At 69.9% G+C, this 17,869-nt stretch carries 19 protein-coding genes and 2 pseudogenes; 8 read left to right on the top strand and 13 right to left on the bottom strand.

All coding sequences use genetic code 11. The features are described from left to right. Both NO900_RS11000 and NO900_RS10995 read left to right on the top strand, forming a co-directional pair. Positions 1–95: pseudogene (locus NO900_RS11000) on the top strand (IS5/IS1182 family transposase); the annotation flags it as partial. Between the two features lie 102 nt (positions 96–197). Further along, on the top strand, positions 198–893 hold the full coding sequence (locus NO900_RS10995) for a helix-turn-helix domain-containing protein (RefSeq protein WP_256409264.1): 696 nt from the start codon (positions 198–200) through the stop codon (positions 891–893). A 40-nt stretch (positions 894–933) separates the two neighbouring features. Here NO900_RS10995 and NO900_RS10990 read toward each other — a convergent pair whose 3' ends face one another. The 11 genes from NO900_RS10990 to NO900_RS10940 form a co-directional block, all read right to left on the bottom strand. Next, a complete protein-coding gene (locus NO900_RS10990) occupies positions 934–1,116 on the bottom strand; it encodes a DUF7987 family protein (protein WP_256409263.1) in 183 nt (60 codons plus the stop codon). A gap of 49 nt (positions 1,117–1,165) precedes the next feature. Then, positions 1,166–2,779 carry a cobyric acid synthase gene (locus NO900_RS10985; RefSeq protein WP_256409262.1) on the bottom strand — a complete coding sequence of 538 codons (1,614 nt, stop codon included), beginning with the start codon at positions 2,777–2,779 and terminating at the stop codon, positions 1,166–1,168. 9 nt (positions 2,780–2,788) lie between these two features. Next, positions 2,789–3,565: a cob(I)yrinic acid a,c-diamide adenosyltransferase gene (locus NO900_RS10980; protein ID WP_256409261.1), complete on the bottom strand. Its 777-nt coding sequence runs from the start codon at positions 3,563–3,565 to the stop codon at positions 2,789–2,791. Continuing rightward, complete coding sequence (locus NO900_RS10975) at positions 3,562–4,344, bottom strand: adenosylcobinamide amidohydrolase (RefSeq protein WP_256409260.1); 783 nt, start codon at positions 4,342–4,344, stop codon at positions 3,562–3,564. Before NO900_RS10975 ends, NO900_RS10980 begins: the two co-directional genes overlap by 4 nt. Further along, positions 4,337–5,419, bottom strand: a complete 1,083-nt coding sequence (locus tag NO900_RS10970) for an aminotransferase class I/II-fold pyridoxal phosphate-dependent enzyme (protein WP_256409259.1) — start codon at positions 5,417–5,419, stop codon at positions 4,337–4,339. Before NO900_RS10970 ends, NO900_RS10975 begins: the two co-directional genes overlap by 8 nt. A gap of 10 nt (positions 5,420–5,429) precedes the next feature. Next, positions 5,430–6,134 carry an NTP transferase domain-containing protein gene (locus NO900_RS10965; RefSeq protein WP_256409274.1) on the bottom strand — a complete coding sequence of 235 codons (705 nt, stop codon included), beginning with the start codon at positions 6,132–6,134 and terminating at the stop codon, positions 5,430–5,432. Continuing rightward, positions 6,134–6,928, bottom strand: coding sequence for an adenosylcobinamide-GDP ribazoletransferase (gene cobS / locus NO900_RS10960; protein ID WP_379791963.1), 795 nt, complete (start codon positions 6,926–6,928; stop codon positions 6,134–6,136). The genes NO900_RS10965 and cobS overlap by 1 nt, the downstream gene beginning before the upstream one ends. Further along, positions 6,919–7,926: a CobD/CbiB family cobalamin biosynthesis protein gene (locus tag NO900_RS10955; RefSeq protein WP_256409258.1), complete on the bottom strand. Its 1,008-nt coding sequence runs from the start codon at positions 7,924–7,926 to the stop codon at positions 6,919–6,921. Before NO900_RS10955 ends, cobS begins: the two co-directional genes overlap by 10 nt. A 5-nt stretch (positions 7,927–7,931) precedes the next feature. Beyond that, positions 7,932–9,260: a cobyrinic acid a,c-diamide synthase gene (locus tag NO900_RS10950; protein WP_256409257.1), complete on the bottom strand. Its 1,329-nt coding sequence runs from the start codon at positions 9,258–9,260 to the stop codon at positions 7,932–7,934. Continuing rightward, the gene (locus NO900_RS10945) at positions 9,257–10,375 is read right to left on the bottom strand and encodes a nicotinate-nucleotide--dimethylbenzimidazole phosphoribosyltransferase (protein WP_256409256.1); all 1,119 of its coding nucleotides are present in this window, start codon (positions 10,373–10,375) and stop codon (positions 9,257–9,259) included. Before NO900_RS10945 ends, NO900_RS10950 begins: the two co-directional genes overlap by 4 nt. A 142-nt stretch (positions 10,376–10,517) precedes the next feature. After that, entirely contained in the window at positions 10,518–10,826 is a 309-nt protein-coding gene (locus NO900_RS10940) for an amphi-Trp domain-containing protein (protein ID WP_256409255.1), read from the bottom strand. A gap of 369 nt (positions 10,827–11,195) precedes the next feature. Here NO900_RS10940 and NO900_RS17605 point away from each other — a divergent pair, with 369 nt between their 5' ends. Both NO900_RS17605 and NO900_RS10935 read left to right on the top strand, forming a co-directional pair. Beyond that, positions 11,196–11,414 (top strand): DUF7511 domain-containing protein, encoded by a 219-nt coding sequence (locus tag NO900_RS17605; RefSeq protein ID WP_425492670.1) that lies wholly within the window; start codon positions 11,196–11,198, stop codon positions 11,412–11,414. 109 nt (positions 11,415–11,523) lie between these two features. Further along, complete coding sequence (locus NO900_RS10935) at positions 11,524–12,384, top strand: hypothetical protein (RefSeq protein WP_256409254.1); 861 nt, start codon at positions 11,524–11,526, stop codon at positions 12,382–12,384. Positions 12,385–12,876: 492 nt separating this feature from the next. On the opposite strand, the gene NO900_RS10930 is transcribed toward NO900_RS10935, so the two are convergent. After that, entirely contained in the window at positions 12,877–13,374 is a 498-nt protein-coding gene (locus tag NO900_RS10930; protein ID WP_256409253.1) for a hypothetical protein, read from the bottom strand. A gap of 385 nt (positions 13,375–13,759) precedes the next feature. On the opposite strand from NO900_RS10930, the gene NO900_RS10925 reads away from it, so the two are divergent. From NO900_RS10925 to NO900_RS10910, 4 genes and pseudogenes are all read left to right on the top strand, one after another. Beyond that, the gene (locus NO900_RS10925; protein WP_256409252.1) at positions 13,760–14,182 is read left to right on the top strand and encodes a low molecular weight phosphatase family protein; all 423 of its coding nucleotides are present in this window, start codon (positions 13,760–13,762) and stop codon (positions 14,180–14,182) included. A 218-nt stretch (positions 14,183–14,400) separates the two neighbouring features. After that, the gene (locus tag NO900_RS10920; protein ID WP_256409251.1) at positions 14,401–15,081 is read left to right on the top strand and encodes an ABC transporter ATP-binding protein; all 681 of its coding nucleotides are present in this window, start codon (positions 14,401–14,403) and stop codon (positions 15,079–15,081) included. Further along, the gene (locus NO900_RS10915; protein ID WP_256409250.1) at positions 15,078–15,926 is read left to right on the top strand and encodes an ABC transporter permease; all 849 of its coding nucleotides are present in this window, start codon (positions 15,078–15,080) and stop codon (positions 15,924–15,926) included. Before NO900_RS10920 ends, NO900_RS10915 begins: the two co-directional genes overlap by 4 nt. A gap of 351 nt (positions 15,927–16,277) precedes the next feature. Next, positions 16,278–16,639, top strand: a pseudogene (locus NO900_RS10910) (arsenate-mycothiol transferase ArsC). Between the two features lie 173 nt (positions 16,640–16,812). Here NO900_RS10910 and NO900_RS10905 read toward each other — a convergent pair. Next, positions 16,813–17,868 (bottom strand): PAS domain-containing sensor histidine kinase, encoded by a 1,056-nt coding sequence (locus NO900_RS10905; protein ID WP_256409249.1) that lies wholly within the window; start codon positions 17,866–17,868, stop codon positions 16,813–16,815. Between the last annotated feature and the right edge of the window lies 1 nt (position 17,869).

Genomic DNA, 17,869 nt, shown 5'->3' with positions numbered 1-17,869 from the left:
GCTTCGCCGTGCGAGCGCGGTCATGGTTCCGTGAGTTCCGCGAAATCGCGCTGATGTGTGTCGTCTATAACATCAAACGCCTCGTCAAACAGTGAATTCCAACGCCTTACAGCGATTCAACACGGCCTCTCGGGGGTATCGAGCGGCTCGCTCGTCGGGGATCAGGCATTTGTGTGCGTCGCCCCTTCGCCGATCCGATGGCAACCGGTAGCGAATCGGCGGGGAGTCGCGCGGGCGAGACGCCCGACGGCGTCCGCGCGGGCGTCGCGATCCACGGCGCGGGGAACTGTCCGGTCGTCGCGGCGTCGACCGCCCACGACGGCCCGATCACGGGCGTCAACTGGACGCACGCGGGCGACACGCACACCGAGGAGTTCCGCGCCCGCGACCCCGACGCGGTCGACCGGGCGGACGGCGTTCCGGCGGCCGCGTCCGTCGTCGACCTCGGCGACGAGCGGGTGTACCGGTACGACCGCCCGCGCGACGGGGAGTGCGCCTGTCGGGTGATCGAGGAGCTCGACTGCCCCATCGCCGACGCGCGCGCCGAGGACGGCGTGCTCCTGTTGACGCTCCACCTCCCCGACCTCGAACGCCTCCGCGACATCGTCTCGGCGCTCGACGGGATCGCGGACCGCGTCGAGGTCCGGTACCTCGTCCACGGCGCGGCGACCGACGACGCGGTCCCCGACCGGACCCTCGTCGACCGCGGCCGGCTCACCGACCGCCAGTGCGAGGTGTTACGGACCGCCTACCGGATGGGGTACTTCGAGCGCCCCCGAGACGCCAACGCGAGCGCGGTCGCCGAGGCGCTCGACATCGCTCCCTCGACGTTCGCCGAGCACCTCGCGGCGGCCCAGCGGAAGCTGCTGGAGGAGACGCTCGGCGAGGTCTGAGGTCGCGTCAGTCACCCCCGAGTTCGTTCGCTCTCCCGCCCTACGCCGCCTCTTGTCGGTCCAACGCCTCGTTGACCGCGAGCGGCACGACGACCCCGCCGCCGATGAACAGCGCGAGCGGGACCCACTCCGGGTACGCCAGGTTCAGCGACTCGACCGCGAGGGCGAGCGCGACGGTGAGGGTGATGCACGTCCCGATGACCGCGTTCTCGCGGGAGACCATGGGCGTGCGATCGGGACGAACCGATATGTGCATTTTGTCGCGGCGTCGCTCAGCCGTGGTCCCCGAGGCCGATCGCCGCGAGGTCGACGTTGTCGGCGACGAGGTCGGCGGCGCGGTCGTAGGGGGTGCGACCGTCGGTCGCGCCGGCGGCGTCCGCGTCGCCCTCGCCTCCCCCGACCGGCGGCCGCGGCTTTCCCGCCGCCGCGAATGTCCGGTCAACGAACGCCTCCCGGACGCCCTCGTTCTCGAAGAGGCCGTGGAGGTAGGTGCCGAGCGCCCGGTCGGTCGCCGCGCTCTCCGGGCCCAGCGGGGAGGCGACCGCCGCGGTCGGCGACGACCGGCCCATGTGGATCTCGTAGCCGGTCGCGGTCCCGTCCGCGCCGGCGAGCGGGCCGACTCCGTCGACCGACCGCGTCACGCGCTCCACGCGCTTCTCGGTCGAGAACCGCGTCTCGACCGGCAGCACGCCGACCCCCTCGACCTCGGTCGCCGCGCCGGTCCCCTCCACGTCGGCGTTCGTCAGCCGCTCGCCGAGGATCTGGTAGCCGCCGCAGAGGCCGACGATCGGCCCGGAAAACTCGCGGAGCGCGTCGTCGACGCCGGCGTCGCGGAGCGCGAGCAGGTCGTCGACGGTGTTCTTCGACCCCGGGATGACGACCGCGTCGGCGTCGCCGAGGGGATCGTCCTCCTCGCCGCGGGACGCGTCGAGCGGGACGTACGCGACCCGCACGCCGGGCTCGCGCGACAGCGGCTCTAGGTCGGTGAAGTTCGAGATCCGCGGGAGCCGGGGGACGGCGACCCGGACCGCGTCGGCGTCGGCGACCCCGTCGTCCGCGCCGAGGACGTTCGACCCGCCCTCGCTTCCTTCCTCGCCCGCGTCCGGCAGCGAGAGGCTGTCCTCCGCGGGGAGGCCGGGGTCGTCGTGCGGGATCACGCCGATGATCGGGACGCCCGTCCGCGCCTCGATCTCGTCGATGCCGGGCTCCAGCAGGGCGGGATCGCCGCGGAACTTCGTGACGACCGCGCCGGCGACGCGCTCGCGGACGTCGTCGGGGAGGAGTTCGAGGGTCCCGTAGAGGCTCGCGAAGGCGCCGCCCCGCTCGATGTCGACCGCGATCACGACTCGGGCGTCGGCGAACCGCGCGCACTCGATATTGGCGAGGTCCCGGTCGTGGAGGTTGATCTCGGCGATGCTGCCCGCCCCCTCGGCGACGATCACGTCGCGGTCGGCGGCGAGGCGGCGGTGCGCGGCCACCGCGGCCTCGCGGGCGCGCTCCCAGTGCGACTCGTAGTACTCGCCGGCCGCGTAGTGCCCGACCGCCTCGCCGTCGATCACCAGCTGGCTCTCGCCGTCGCCGCGCGGCTTGAGGAGCACGGGGTTCATGTCGGTCGTCGCCGGGACGCCCGCGGCCCGGGCCTGCACGTACTGGGAGATCCCGATCTCACCCCACTCGCCGTCCGGGGCGAGCGCGACCCGCGCGTTGTTGCTCATGTTCTGAGCCTTGAACGGGGCGACCGCGACGCCGTTCCGGGCGAGGTGCCGACAGAGCCCGGCCGCGACCGTGCTCTTGCCGGCGTGGCTCGCCGTGCCGGCGATCAGGAGCGTCTCGGCGTCGGGGTCGGAGTCGGTCACGGCCGCCTCCGCCGGGCCGCGCGTCGCCACCGGGGCATCTCAGTACTCCGTCCCCCGCCGCGCCCGGTGGCCGGCGTCGAAGGGGTGCGCCACCTTCCGGACGTTCGAGATCAGGTCGGCGACCCCCTCTAGGTACTCGGGCTCCGCGTGGCTCCCGGTGAGGACGAGTTCGAGGCCCTCGGGCTTCGACTCGGCGAGCGCGACGACGTCGTTCGGGTCGACGAGCCCGCGGTCGGCCGCGTACAGCAGCTCGTCCAAGATCAGCATGTGGACCCCCTCGTCGGGGTCGCCGTCGAGCGGGAGCGGCGCCGCCAGGTCGGCGTCGGCGGCGCCCGCGACGAGCGCCTCGGCGCGGTCGAAGGCGGCCGCGGCCTTCGCCTCGTGCTCGTCGTCCGCCGAGCCGTCGAGGAGGCCGTGCCAGCCGTAGTGACCGGCGTTCTCGTAGCTGAACCCCGGCATCGCGGCGATGGCGTTGTACTCGCCGCGGACGCCCTCGACGCTGTCGGCGCCCCCCTTCATGAACTGGAGCATGTGGACGCGGTAGCCGTGCCCCGCCGCCCGGAAGCCCATCCCCATCGCCGCCGTCGTCTTCCCCTTCCCGTCGCCCCACCAGGCCTGCACGAGCCCGAACTCCTCGGGCGCGGCCGGCTCGACGGGCTCCGGCTCGGGGGCCGCGCCGCCGCCGGGGGTCCGGGCGGCCGGGTCGCCGTCGCTCGAATCGCCGTCGGTCGGGTCGCCGGCCCTCGAACCGCCGTCGGCCGGATCGGTCTCGCTCGATTCGCCGCCGTCGGTGATGGTGTCGCTGTCGTCTGTCATGGGTCGAAGACCTCCGCCCGCCCGTCGGCGACGACGCCGTGCTCGGCGTCGCCGGCCGGCCCGGGCAGGTCGCCGTCCGGGTACCGCGACCGCAGGCTCGCGCGCACCGCGTCCCGGACGCAGACGCGGGCCGCCGCGCCGACCGGGGTGGCGCTGCCCGAGAACGCCGCCGGCTCGCCGTCCGGGTCGTCGGCGATCACGACCGCGTCGCTCGTGGTCCCCGGCACGCCCGCGGTCGCCAGCAGCGTCGCCGCCTTCGCCTCGGCCGCGACGGCGACGAGGTTCGCCGCGGCGCCGTCGGCGAGCCGCCGGGTCGTCCCGACGGTCAGGTTGACCGTGCCGGGTCGCCGGGGCGGTCCCTCGGTCGTCGCCTCGGGCTCGCGCTCCGGGTCGTCGGCGACCGCGTCGCCGCGGTCGGCCGCCGCTCCCCCCGGCTCCATCGGGAGCATCGCCGGGTTCGAGAGGCCGGCGGTCGCGTACGCGACGACCGGCCCGCGGCGCGCGCCCCGCGCGTGGTCCATCGCGACGCCGGTGAACAGGGTTGGCGGGTCGCGCTCGGCGTCCCCGTCGCGTGCCGGGCCGCCGCCGTTTTCGAACCCCGCCCGCGCCAGCCGCTCGTCGCGGTACGCGCCGAGGTCGGTGCGGTCGAACCCCTCGGGGACGGTCACGTTGTACGCGGCGGGACCCCGCGAGCGCCCGCCGTCCCACCCGGTCGAGAGCCAGCGCGTCCCCGGGCGTCGCAGGCGGAGGACGCCGTCGCGCACGGTCGCCTCAAACATCGTCGCCCTCCGAGTCGGTCGCCGTCTCGTCGGCCGCCTCCGCGCCGGCCGCGGTCTCGTCGCCGACGCCCAGCGCCGCCAGCAGCCGGTCGTTCTCGGCCGGCCGGCGCACCGCGACCCGGACGTGCGAGTCGAGCCCGCGGAAGGTGGTCGCGTCCCGGACCGCCACGCCGCGCTCGCGGGCGTCGGCGACGACCGCCTCGACCGACCGGCCGTCCCCGCTCACGTCGAGCAGGAGGAACGGCGCGTCGGAAGGGCGGACCGCGTAGCGCTCGGCGAGGGCCGCGCGCATCCGGGCCCGCTCCGAGCGCACGCGCTCGCGCGTCTCTCGGACGAACCCGTCACGCCCCATGCAGTACGCGCCGGTCGCGAGCGCCGGGGCGCTCAGGTTCCACGGGCGCCGGGCGCTCGCCAGCGCCGCGCCGAACGCGCCCGGCGCGACCGCGAAGCCGGTCCGGATCCCGGGGAGGCCGAACAGCTTCGTGAGCGACCGGGCGACGACGACCCCCTCGGTCCCCGCGAGCGACGGCCGGTCGGTGAACCCGAGGAACGCCTCGTCGACGAGGAGGCGCGCGTCGGCCTCGCGGCACCGCGCCGCGAACCGCTCCAGCGCCGCGCGGTCGTACCCGGTCCCGGTCGGGTTGTTCGGGTTGCACACCACGGCGAGCGCGTGGCCGCTCGGGTCGGCGTCGAGGACCTCGCTCGCCGGGACGAACGCCGGTTCGCCCCCCTGCAGCCGCACCTCGCGGGCGTACTCGCCGAAGCTCGGCGCCGGGAGGAGGGCGGTGTCGCCGGGGTCGACCGCGAGCGCGACCGCCGCCCGGATCGCGGCGAGCCCGCCGGGCGCCGGGATCACGGACTCGGGGTCGCAGTCGACGTAGTCGGCCGCGGCCTCGCGGAACCCCGCCGGCGGCTCCGGCGGGTACCCCCGCGCCTCGGCGAACGCCTCGCGGTAGACCGCCTCGACGCCGTCAGGCACTTCGGGGTTGGTGTTCGCCGAGAAGTCCAGCAGGTCGGGGTCGTCGCTGCTCCCGTGGGGCGCGCGGTCGAGGTCGGCGGCGGCGTCGAGGTTCATGGGTTCGGGTTCATCCGTCGGGCTCCGGGTCGTCGGGCTTCGGGTTGTCGGGCTCCCCGTCGCCGAGGAGGCGCTCGGCTACCCGCACGTCCGACGGGTAGTTGACGTTGACGGCGAGCCGGACGTCCTCGGTGACGTGGACGGCGGCGTCGCCGTCGTCGGTCTCGTCGCTGCCGTCGTCGGTCTCGTCGTTGCCGTCGTCGCTTCCGGCCGCTCCGTCCCCGACGACGTTGATCCCGGCGGGAACGACTTCGCGGCCGTCGACCTCGGTCACCGCGTCGGCGCTGACGCCGAGTTTGCGCTTGCGCGCGGCCGGAACGCAGACGGTGAGCGACCGCGGCGCGTCGCCGTCGCCGGCGGCCCGGGCCGCGTCGATCACGGCGTCGACGGCCGCGGCGTCGAGGAGCGGGAGGTCGGCGGCGACGGTGAGGAGGGGCGGCCCTCCGGATTCCGCGCCGCCGACCGCCGCCATCGCGTACTGCAGGTCGGCGACGTAGCCGTCGCCCGGCGCGTCGATCACGGGGAGGTCCGGGCGGCGCTCGTCGACGAGGTGCGCGCGCGTCGCCGACGCGTGCGGCGAGACGACCGCGTGCGCCGTCTCGGCGCGGCTCCCGTCGAGCGCGTCGCACACGCGGTCGACCATCGGCCGCCCCGCGACCGGCGTCAGCGGCTTCTCCGTCTCGCCGCCAAGGCGGGTGCCGCGGCCGCCGCACATCAGAAGCGCGTCCACGCGATCACCCCCGCGTGCAGCGCGGCGACCCGCGCCAGCTCGTTCGTCGCGCCCAGCACGTCCCCGGAGACGCCGCCGAGCCGTCGCCCGGCCCACCGCCGGACCAGCCCCGCCGTCGCCAGCGCCGCGAGGAGCGCGGCGACCCCCGGGAGGAGCCGCGGCCACCCGAGGAGCGCGGCGGGCGAAGCGAGCGCGAGCACCGGGAGCGCCGCCCCGGGGCCGACCTCCTCGGTCAGCGCGGAGCCGAGCCCCTCGTGGGCCGCGTCGCCGACGCAGACGAGCGTCGCGGTCGCGGCCTTCGCGCCGACCTCGCTCGCGACGACGATCCCGACCGCGACGGCGACGCCGCCGACGGCCCGCGTCCCGACCGCGCCCGCCGGCCTCGCGGCCTCGGCCAGCCCGAGCGCGGCGGTCGCCAGCCCGAGGACGACGGCGGCGAGCGCGACCGTCCCGCCGACGCCGAGCGCGGAGTCCCGCATCACGTCGCGACGCTCCTCGGGGCCGCCGTGGACGACCGCCGCGTCGCCGAGGTCGGCGACCCCGTCGAGGTGCGTGATCCCGGTCACGGCGTAGACGGCGACCGGGAACGCCAGCGCGACGGTCGGCGCGGGCACGGGCGCGAGCAGCGGGAGCGCGACGAGCGCGCCGACGAGGTAGCCGACGACCGGGAACGCCCACGGCGCCCCCGCGAACGCCGCCCACGACTCCTCGCCGCGACCGACCGGGACCCGCGTGAGGAAGCCGAGCGCGCCCCGGAGCGCGGCGACGGTCAGGACCACGCGACCACCCCCGCGACCGCCGCCAGCCACCCGGCCGTCCCCGCGACGGCGACCCCGCCGGCGACGCCGACGAGCCGGACCGCCCGCTCCGCGTCGGCGACGCTCGGCGCCGCCGCGGTCGGATTGAGCGCGTAGTGACCCGGCTTCGCCAGCCGCACGTCGAGCGCGGCCGCCGCGGTCGCCATCGGCCACCCGGAGTTCGGCGACCCCGGCTCTCGCGCCCACGACCGCGCCCGCGAGAGGGCCCCGACCGAGCCGGCCGCGACCGCGAGACAGCCGGCGGTCGCGCGGGCCGGGAGGAACATGACCGCGTCGTCGAGCCGGGCGCTCGCCCACCCGGCCGGCTTCGACCGGTAGCCGAGCATCGAGTCGAGCGTGTTGACGGCCTTCGCCCACGCCGCGCCGGCGACGCCCAGCGCGAGCGGGAGGACGGCCTCGGAACCCCCGACCGCGAGCCCGACCGTCGCGCCGGCCGCGAACCCCACGAGCGGGGCGACGAACCCGTCGGCGAGGTTCTCGGCCGCGCTCTCGACGGCCGCGCTCCGGAGGGCCCCCGGCGAGAGGTCTCCGGTATCCCGCCCCACGAGCGCCCGGATCGACTCGCGGGCCGCGTCCGGGTCGGTCTCGGTCAGCGCGACGACCTCGGCGGTGACCTCGCGCAGCATCCGGAGGCTGACGGTCGAGAAGAGCAGCCCGCCCGCGACGGGGACCGCGAGGAGACGCGCTCCGACGCCGAGGCGCGGCGCGAGCGCGGCCGCGCCCCACACGGTCCCCCCGGCGATCACCGCGGCGACGGTCGGGAGCCCGACCGCGGCCGCGACGCCGACGGATCGCGGCCGCGACCACGACCGGTCGATCGGCTCGACGAGCGAGCCGAACAGCGCGACGGGGTGGACGCGCGCCGGCGGCTCCCCGATCGCGAGGTCGAGGGCGACGGCGAGCGCTAGCGCGGCAAGGGGAGCGACGACGGGGAGCCCGAGGGTCGCGGGGAGCGACATCGCGATCAGAGCCCGTCGAGAAACGCGTCGAACGCCCCGCTCGCGGCGTGGACGTGACAGTACGTTCCGAGCGTTCGGTGTTCGATCAGCCCGTCGCGCTCGCCGTCGATCCCGGTCCCGCGCTCCACGTCGAAGGCGAACCGGGCGTCGCTCGCGACGTCGGCGTCGGAGTAGTGGAACTCGTGGCCCCGCAGCGTCTCGCCCGCCGACGCGGTCGGCGCGTCCCGCGTCGCCCGCAGCGCCACGTGGTCGAGCGCCTGGTACCGGTCGCGCATCGTCACGTCGGCCGGGAGCGCGCCCGCCATGGCGTGCGTCTCGCCCTCGACGGTCGTCAGCGACTCCGCGAGCGCCATCAGCCCGCCGCACTCGCCGAGCACCGGGACCCCCTCGGCGGCCGCGGCCGCGATGTCGTCGAGCGCCGGGCTCGCCGCGAGGGCCTCGGCGTGTAGCTCGGGGTAGCCGCCGGGGAGGTAGACGCCGTCGCACGGCGGGAGGGGGTCGCCCGCGGTCGGCGCGAACGGCTCGACGGTCGCCCGCTCGCGGAGGCGCTCGACCGTCGCCGGGTAGACGAACCGGAAGGCGTCGTCGCGGGCGACCGCGACGCGGGGGCGGTCGCCGTCGGTCGGCTCGTCCGCGGCGATCGGCTCGACCGCCCCCGCGGCCTCCGCGACCCCCGCCGGCTCCCGCGCGACGTCGAGCAGTCGGTCGGTCCGGAGCCCCTCGGCGGCGGCGTCGAGGGCGTCGTCGGGGAGGGGTGACTCCTCGCCCATGTGGAGCCCGAGGTGGCGCTCGGGGACCTCCAGGTCGCCGTTCGGCGGGACCCGGCCGAGGTAGGTCAGCTCCTCGGGGAGCGCCTCGCGGATCCCCTCCTCGTGGCGCCCGCCGTGCGCGCGCTGGGCGATGACTCCGGCGACGTCGATATCGCGGCCCGCGCGCTCGGCGTACGCCCGGAAGCCGAGCGCGGTCGCGGCGACGCTCTCCATCCCCGCGCTCGCGTCGACGACGAGGGCGACCGGGAGGTCGAGCGCCTCGGCGACCGCGGCCGTGCTCGACCCGTCGCCGTCGTATAGCCCCATCACGCCCTCGACGACGCAGACGTCGCCCTCGCCGCGGGCGTAGTTCCGCCGGAGCCCGCCCTCGCCCTGCAGCCACAGGTCGAGCGTCCGCGAGGGGCGCCCCGCCACGCGCTCGTGGTGGCTCGGGTCGATGAAGTCGGGGCCGGCCTTCGCCGGCTGGACCGCACGGCCCGCGTCGCCGAGCGCCCGGATCGCCGCGAGCGCCGCGACGGTCTTGCCGACGCCGGAGCTGACCCCGCCGAGGACGACCCCCTTCATCGCGGATCGACCCCCTTCGCCTCCGTCGCCGTCGCGTCCCGCCTCTCCGCCCCGCGCTCGCCGAGGAGTCGGTCGGTGACCGCGGCCACGCGCTCGCGGAGGGCGGCGTCCGAGACCCCGGCGCGGTCGGCCAGCGCCAGCGCGCCGCCCATCCCGACGCCCTCCTTCGCCTCGCCGCGGGCGTACGCCCGCATCCCCGGGCGGTCGCTCGCGTCGAATCCGGGGTCGGTCGCGGTCAGCGCGAGGTCGAGGTCGTCCGCGAGGGCCGCGACGTCCGCGGTCGGGTCGTCGGCGACGAACGCGGTCGTCGCCAGCGGGAGCCGCCCCTCGACCCCCGCGTGCCGCGCCAGCGCCGCGACCGTCGCCAGCTGGGTGCCGCCCGCGAGGGTCACGTCGATCCCGCGCTCGACCGCGCCGACGACGAGCCCGGCGGCCGCCGCAAGGACAGGATCGCCCGTCAGCCGGAGCGCGTCGACCGGGTCGTCGGCGCGGTCGCCGGGGTCGATCCCGCTCGCGGCCAGCCCCTCCCCGACGACCGCGCGCTTGGTCGCGAGCGGGTTCGCCGCCAGCGACGAGGAGACCGCCGGGCGCTCGCCGAGCGCGGTCAGGACGCCGAGCGCGGTCGTCGTCCCGCCGGGGACCGTTTCGGCGACGAGGAGTTCGCTCGGGGTGTCGGCGGCGTCGCCCGCGTCCGCGCCGTTTCCCGTGACGCCGCCGTTCCCCGCGATCGCTCCGGCCAGCTCCCGTCCCCGGTCGAAGATCGACGCCGCGTCCGGCACCGGTTCGGGGTCCCGGACGTCGCCGCCGGGCGCGGCGCCGGCGTCGTGGACGGTCGCGTCCGACGGCGCCGTCGGCACGGCGAGGCCGGCGTCGACGCCGACGAAGCCGAGGCCGACGAGCTCGCGGACCGCCCGCGTGACGACCGCCGGCGTCGGGCAGCCCGAGGGGCTGACCGGCACCGGCGACCCGGACGCGGGCCGCCCGTCCGCGACGATCTCCAGGTCGGCGCTCGGCGTGTGTCGCCGGAGCGTCGGGTCGGCGCCTGCGGCGCTGATCCCGTCGATCGCGGCCGTCTCGGTCGCGCCCGCGACGACGACGAGGGTCGCGTCGCTCACGCGACACCCCCGGCCCGCCGCGTCGATCGAGCCCGCACGTCGGCCGCCGCGTCGGTGATAACCACTAGCGGTTAGTTAGGACAAGTCGACTTTAATCGATCGGGTCGAGAGCGGTCGGCGTCGCCTCCCGTATCCGCCCGACTCACTCGACGGACGGCGCCGTCTCGTCGGTTCGCCCGGGAATCTCGACCTCTATCTCCAGCTCCTGTTCGCCGTACCCCTCGTACTCCACTTCGAGCTCGACCGGCTCTCCGAAACTGAACGGGAGCTTCCACTCGTCACCGGTAATGGTCAGCTCGTCGCTCTCCTGAAGCTGTTCACCGATCTCGACTAAGAAACGCCCCGCCTCGGCGGCGGACAGACGGTACTCCTGTTCGAAGTCCCGGCCCTCTCTGATGAGGGTCGGCTCGCTTTCCGTCTCGTCTTGAGCGTCGGCGTCGGACTGCGTCATCACGTGTTATTTTAGGTAGACCTAAATAAATGGTGTGGTACCGTCACCGCACAGCGAGCAGTGAGGATACCGCGGCCCCTCTCGGGGGAGCTCATTGCGCTCCGGCCTCTCAAGCGTAACCGCCCGTCTCGGTCCGCCCTTCGAATCTTACTCGTATTCGGGGCTCGCTCCCGACCGCTGGCGCAGGCGCTCGAAGGAGGTGCTACCGACACAGGACGGGTCCCGAACGCGTCTAACGGCCGAGGATCGACGATACCGGAACGGAACCGATCCCATGAGTATATACATCTCCACGCCGTCGTCGACCCGACTATTCGCCTATTATAAGCGCTCAAGTCGCGGCTGGGGGTGGGCACCAATGTAGAACGGATGACCCGCGACACTGATCGGACATCGGTGGGTACTGAGGCGAAAGGAGAGGAGTCGGCCGCCGGCGGGAGACGCGAGTTAGTCCACGAAATCAATAGACGGCCTTCCGCCCCGGACCGGGTGACGGTGTTCCCGGCCGGTGCGAGCGGCGACGCAAAGCGATCGACTTGGCTAAGCGTCGACGCGAACTGCGTCGTCAACTCCGAATGCTATCGATAGCGGCCGTCGCGACGAACTGTTACAATTCGCGTTGCGGTCCCCGCGCGGACGTTCGCCGGTCTTCATCCGCGCGGTCGCTTTCGTCACCTAACCTCGCCCGACGGTGGGTATGAAGCGACGAAGCCTTCTCGAAAAGGTAATTGACCGTATTGCGATCGGCGCCGGTGTGTCCGTATTCCTCAGTGAACTTCGAGAGTCGTACGCCGCCGTCTCACCAGATTCGAACGCGACTACGAAACCACCGCGAGTCGGCACGGGAGGCTTGGTTTCGCGGGAAGTCACCGAGAGCCGTTACGTGATGACGTACGAGTGGACCGACCGCCTACAGCGACGGTGGCGCTCCACGTTCGCGTTGGACCGAACCGCGTACTCGGAGGCGGCTCAGGAGCATCACGGATACCTCGGCGGATTCGAGACGGCGAAGACGAGCCGGGACGTCGAACGGTTCGCGGCGCGTCTCGCCGCTGCCGATCTGATGACGGAGGACGCCGCCCGGCCGATTTCTCGAACGGCTCGACTCGAACGGGCGATCGGATTCGTCCGCTCCCTCGGATACACGACCGATATCGACTCGAAAGGCGTTCCGGATTACGTCCGGACCGCCGAGGAGACGCTCGTCGACGGCCGCGGCGACTGCGAAGACCTCGCGTATCTCCTGATCGGGATTCTTTCGAATCCGCCGTTCGAATACCGGACGGCGACGGTGATTCCCCCCGGTCATATGCTGGCCGGTGTACACGGAGACGATCTCCCTGCCGTGTACGCCGATACGCCGACGCTTCCCGGGAACCGATACGTCGCGATAGAGAGCGTTACCTCCCGGCCGGTCGGCAGCTTTCAGGACGATCCCGTGTTGCTGATCTATAACGACGGTATCGAGTACGTCGATCGGTCAGCGATCGCCGAGGCGACCGGCGATGTTCTCCGCAACCCGTCGGAGTTCCAGACGATCGCCGATCTCCGCGGTTGACGTTCTTTCCTCCGACCCGCCGCAGTCCGATTTCCCGGATCGACGACGGAACGGGATGGTCGTCGTCAAAACGCGCAACGCTACGGCGTCGTTATCTCGGGTAAATTTGAGCCGTGATCTCCACGGGAAACACACCAACTCGTACTCCGTAGCGTTCTATACACCTATATCCGTCCCGACGGAGTCTGGCGATTATTCGGACTGGTGACCGCTCGAACGACAGCGGTCGCGTCCGGCAACCCCTTCATTTCGCATGCACGAACGGACCCTCCGGAACCGGTCGGACGTCCGTATCGCGTCCCGACCGCCCGTTCCCGCCACCGAAACGGCCGTGATACACGTCAGCGGCTACCGGGTGTCCGTTCGGCTCCGCCGCGAGCTTCGGTCAGTGACGGCTGCGGTCTCGCCGAACAGGGAATCGAGTCGGACGGTGATCTCTCGGAGGCCGGCTTGCGTCCGGTGTAACCGTGAGGACAGCGAGATCGAGGGCTTCTACGGAGCCGGCGGACAGTGCGCTCGATATCCGTTCTCAGGCCCCTCCGAGAACACGAAGGTGTGAGTCAGTGAGTCCGAAGCACACTCGGCGAAATCGGTCCGTATCACGCGCCCGTCGATCCCTTCGAACACGTACATGATCGCCGCGCCGGGCTCCCAGGCGCCGAACGAGGCCGTCGTCGTCTCGTTCGCCGGGACGGCCACCCGGCGTTCCGTCGCGTTCCACCCCCCACCGAGGGAGTGATTGAAATACGGTCCCTCAGTTTCGAGTCGAGCGAGTCCTACCGTTTTCCTAGCACCCGTCTCGTTCGTCACCTGAAACGTGATATTACCCGCGCCCACTGGCTCTTCGAACACGTAGACCGTCATCTGGTATCGCGACGACTCCGAATTCTCGACGGTCACGTCGGCCGAGGAGGCGTCGAACGCCGCACACCCGGCAGTCGTCAGAACGAGTAGGACGACGAGCGGGAGGGCCACGTCTCGGCGCGACATCGGTTCGGATACGACCGACCGTTCCAAAGTATCTGTGGGCTCCGTCGAAATTCTTTATTGGTTGTTCTGTTGGAATACTCAGGTATTGATACGAACCGGCTGCTGAATACAGAGTATGCAGTCAGCAACGGAACCTCGTTATTTTCCATCCAAATTCTGAACCAACCGATGGAACGGGCTTGCAGACTGACTGCTGACACTTCTACCAGAGTCGGTTGATGTTCAGAGTCGCGTGCGGGATACGGGGTGTGAATCGGCCATTGGTTAGCCCTCATTGTCGGTTCAGAGTGGTAGCCACAGCACTAAACGTATGATATTGAGGGTCCAATATCGCTCTATAGCAATCATAGAAACCGACATCCCTCGGCATCGTCTCCGGCAGCGTATGAGTAATGATCACGTGACGTTCGGATTTGTCTGTGTCCAGAACGCCGGGCGTAGTCAGATGTCCGCTGCCTTCGCAGAGCGGGAGCGACAGCGCCGCGGACTGGAGGACAGGGTGGAGATAATCACCGGGGGTACCCATCCCGCGGACGAGGTCCACGCTGAAGTTGTCGACGTGATGAAAGAGCTCGACATCAACCTCACGGGCCGCGTCCCACAGGAGGTCTCAACGGCGATGTTGAACGAATGTGACGTTGTTCTGACGATGGGATGCTCAACGTTGGAGTTGGACGCCTCAGTTGAGGTTCGGGATTGGGCGCTTGATGATCCACATGGTCAGGACATCGACCGCGTTCGAGAGATTCGCGGCGAGATCGAGGGGCGTGTCACCGACCTCTTCGACGAGTTCTTCGGTGACGAATAACGTCGGCTATTGTTCAGCGATACTATTGGAGACGAGCACCTGCCGCTGCAGAATGTACCCTCTGTCTGTAGCACGCCAGTTCTGACGCGAATTCGACACACGCCCCAGTGGTACCCCGACAGAACAGAACCGTCGGACATGGACAGGACCAGTCAGTTGGTTGAACTCGTCGTAATGTTCACAGATAGTCCCAACCTACAGTCGTTCAATAACCACGAATGAGCACGACCACAGCGAAGCTACGGACGGACCACCTCTCGTTCGTCGTCAGCGACGATCAAATTATAACCGATGTTAACCTCACCGTCCACGCCGGTAAGACACTCACTATCATCGGCCCCTCTGGCGCTGGGAAATCTACTCTGCTCCGCCTTCTGTGTCGGATTGAAGAGCCGACTGAGGGCACAGTCTACCTTGACGGAGCAGACTACCGGACGCTCGTCCCGACAGATCTCCGTGCTCGTGTCGGAATGGTGCCGCAGGACCCGGCGCTCCGAGACGGGACCGTCCGCGACAACGTTACGATCGGTCCCCGGCTCCGCGGCGAATCGGTCGAACCGAGTCGCGTAGAGGAGCTGTTGGGTCGCGTGGACCTGAGCGGCTACGCAGACCGCGAGGTCGCCGGGCTCTCCGGCGGCGAGGCCCAGCGCGTCGCAATCGCCCGCACGCTGATGATGGACCCCGAGGTGCTATTACTGGACGAGCCGACTGCCAGCCTCGACCCGCAGGCTCAGGCCGAGATCGAGGCGCTGCTAGAGGAGTTACTTGACACGTCGGAGCGGACAGCGGTCTTCGTCACCCACGATCAAGCACAGGTCGACCGGATCGCCGACCGAGTCGTTCGGTTCGTGGACGGCCGTATCCACGCGATAGGTACCGCACGTGAGGTGCTCGGATGAATCCATTCACGGACCTCCCGCTTCCGCCGGAACTCCGGGATCCCGTTTTAGTGAAAGGACTTCTCCAAGTCGCGGCCGCCACCGCCCTCGCGGCTGTCGTGCTCGGACTGTCGTACGTGCGTGACCTCGATTTGGAGCGGGAGCTCGGCGGCTCGTTCGCCCGCGGGTTCGTACAAGTTCTGGCGATGGGTGCGCTCATCGGTGTGTTGTTCTCGATTCCACTGGCGTTTTCGGGGATTGTTCTCGGAGCGATGATGGGGTACGCGGCGTGGGAGTCCCGCAAGCGTGGTGACGGGGTGCCACAGGCGTTCAGAGTCTCGCTGACCGCGATCGGACTCGGTGCGTCAGTGGTAATCGTGACGATGCTCGTCGCAGGAGCCATCGAATCGACGGTTCGGAACCTCGTGCCGGTTGGCGGGATGATCATCGCAAACGCGATGAAGACGAACTCGTTGGCGTTAGACCGGTTCAAAAGCGAAATCGAATCTAACCGCAACGAGATCGAGGCACTACTGGCGATCGGTGTGCCGCCACAGGCGGCAGTTTCCGAACACGTCACCGAATCGGTGCGGGCCTCGCTCATCCCCGTCGTTGATGCGATGCGGACGCTCGGACTGGTGTACATTCCCGGGATGATGGCAGGGATGATCCTCGGTGGGGCGAACCCGATCTACGCCGCCCAGTACCAGTTCGTGATTATGGGGATGATCTTCGCGGCTGGCGGGTTGACCAGTATGACGACGAGCCTGCTGATCGGCCGGTATGCGTTCACTGAAGCTGCCCAGCTCAGACACTTTGAGGAGTCACAGCCGACGGCACTCTCGATGCTTCGGTCACTCCGATGAATATATCCGCTGTATCTCGTACGTGGTTTCTGACGGAATGTGTGTATCTCGATGATATTCGTCGGTAGATAGATCCCCTGTACTGACCGACCTCTCTCCGGTGAATCAGCCCCGGTTCGTACCACATTCACGCCCTCTATTCAGCACGCCGCCGAAAGCAATATCACCGTTTGAAGATTTCAACAAATCCTTCTCAGTGATAGTTAAACCCCGGTCCCGCTCGGTACGGTCTCTATACCGCTCAATACCAATCTTAGATAGTGTCATGCTTGTTTTGATACTAGACATCGCACGAACGATGAGAGGGTAACGCTTGGTTTCGTTTGCGTACAGAACCCGGGCCGAAGTCAGATGGCGACAGCGTTTACCGAACGGGAACGCTCACGGCGCGGGCTCGAAGACGCAGTACACATCTTAACGGGGGAACACAGCCCGCTGAGGAGGTCCATCCCGAGGTCATCGAAGCGATGGCGGAGATCGATATCGACCTCTCTGACCGTGTACCACAAAAAGTCTCGACGACGGGCCTCAATAACGCGACCGTCGCCGCAACGATGGGCTGTTCGACACTGGAACTCGACGCGGACATCGAAGTCCGCGACTGGGTACTCAACGATCCGCACGGACGGTCATCAGAAGAGGTTCGCCGTATCCGAGACGAGATCCGGCAGCGCGTTTCAACGCTCTTCGACGAGTACGCTTCCGAGCAGTAGGCAAGTCTCGTAAACCGACTGTTTCAGACGGGAAATTTGTCCGAGGAACGGGATCTCAGCGGGCCCATCGGTGGGATACGGCCGCCCTGACTCCGTCCGCCTCATTCGACGCGCGCTTCATTTCCGGTCTATGAGGTTCAACGGAGCCGCTCGTTCGAGTCATCCCGTGGATGTCATTCATCGGCCGTATCGGGCGGCCGCTTCGACGGGAGATACAGGTGGACGACGTTCCCTTTCGGCGTTCGGGTGTCGAACATCACTTCGCCGCCGAGGGACTCGATACACCACTTCATCACGAACAGACCGATTCCGGATCCGTGAGACGTGTTCGTGGTCTCGGCCGGTGCGAACAGCGCCTCGATTTCTTCTGGCGGGATCGCCGGATTTGCGTCTTTAATCCGGATCTCGACGCGACCGGTGTTCGGTGAGGGCCCGACCGTTATCTCGACGGTCGGGACCCGTTCGGTGCTGTGAACGATCGCGTTTTCGACCGCGTGTCTGACCGCATACCCGAACGCGTCGTTCACTTCGACCCACATCTCTTCGCGCTCGTCGACGGATATCCTCGCCGCGGGGTACTCGGACCTCGTTCGGGCGGCGACGTCATCGACGATAGCCAGCACGGGCTGCCGGACGTGTTCCGCTCGGGCGTCCGTGATCGCCTGTTCGATCTCTTTCACCGACTCGGCCATACTACCGAGGTTTTCGCCGCGGGAGCGAATCGCAGCGATGCTCTCCGCTATCCCCTCGACTCTACTGTGTGTCGTGATCTGATCCGCATGCCCCAAGATGATCGCCGCCTCGTTTCGGAGGTTATGTCGGAGGATACGCCAGAACAGCTCGGCCCGGTGACGCGATTCGTAGTGATCGGTGATATCCCGGACCTCGACGATGACGCAGTCCCGCTCTGAGAAGCGCTGCTGAGATACATGCAGCTGAAGCCAGATGAGCTCGCCGTCGGCGCGTTTGGCCCGCCAGATGAACCGCTGCGGGTCGCCGTCGGCGCTCGTCCGGAGCCGGTCACGGAACTCGGACGCCGACTGCGGATACGTGTTCGCTGTGTACGTGTCCACCGAGAGCCTGCGTAGCGTATCGAGGGGGTATCCGAGTATCCGTTCCAACCGTTCGTTCGCATCTAGAATATCTCCGGAGCTCGGGTCGTACAGTCCGATACCGAGGTATAGTGTGTCGTATTCCGACGGGAGCGCCACCGACTTTTTTGAGGACATA

Source organism: Halorubrum rutilum, from assembly GCF_024494565.1.
The sequence above is the reverse complement of the archived record's forward strand: the minus strand, read 5'-3'. Positions and strand labels throughout refer to the sequence as shown.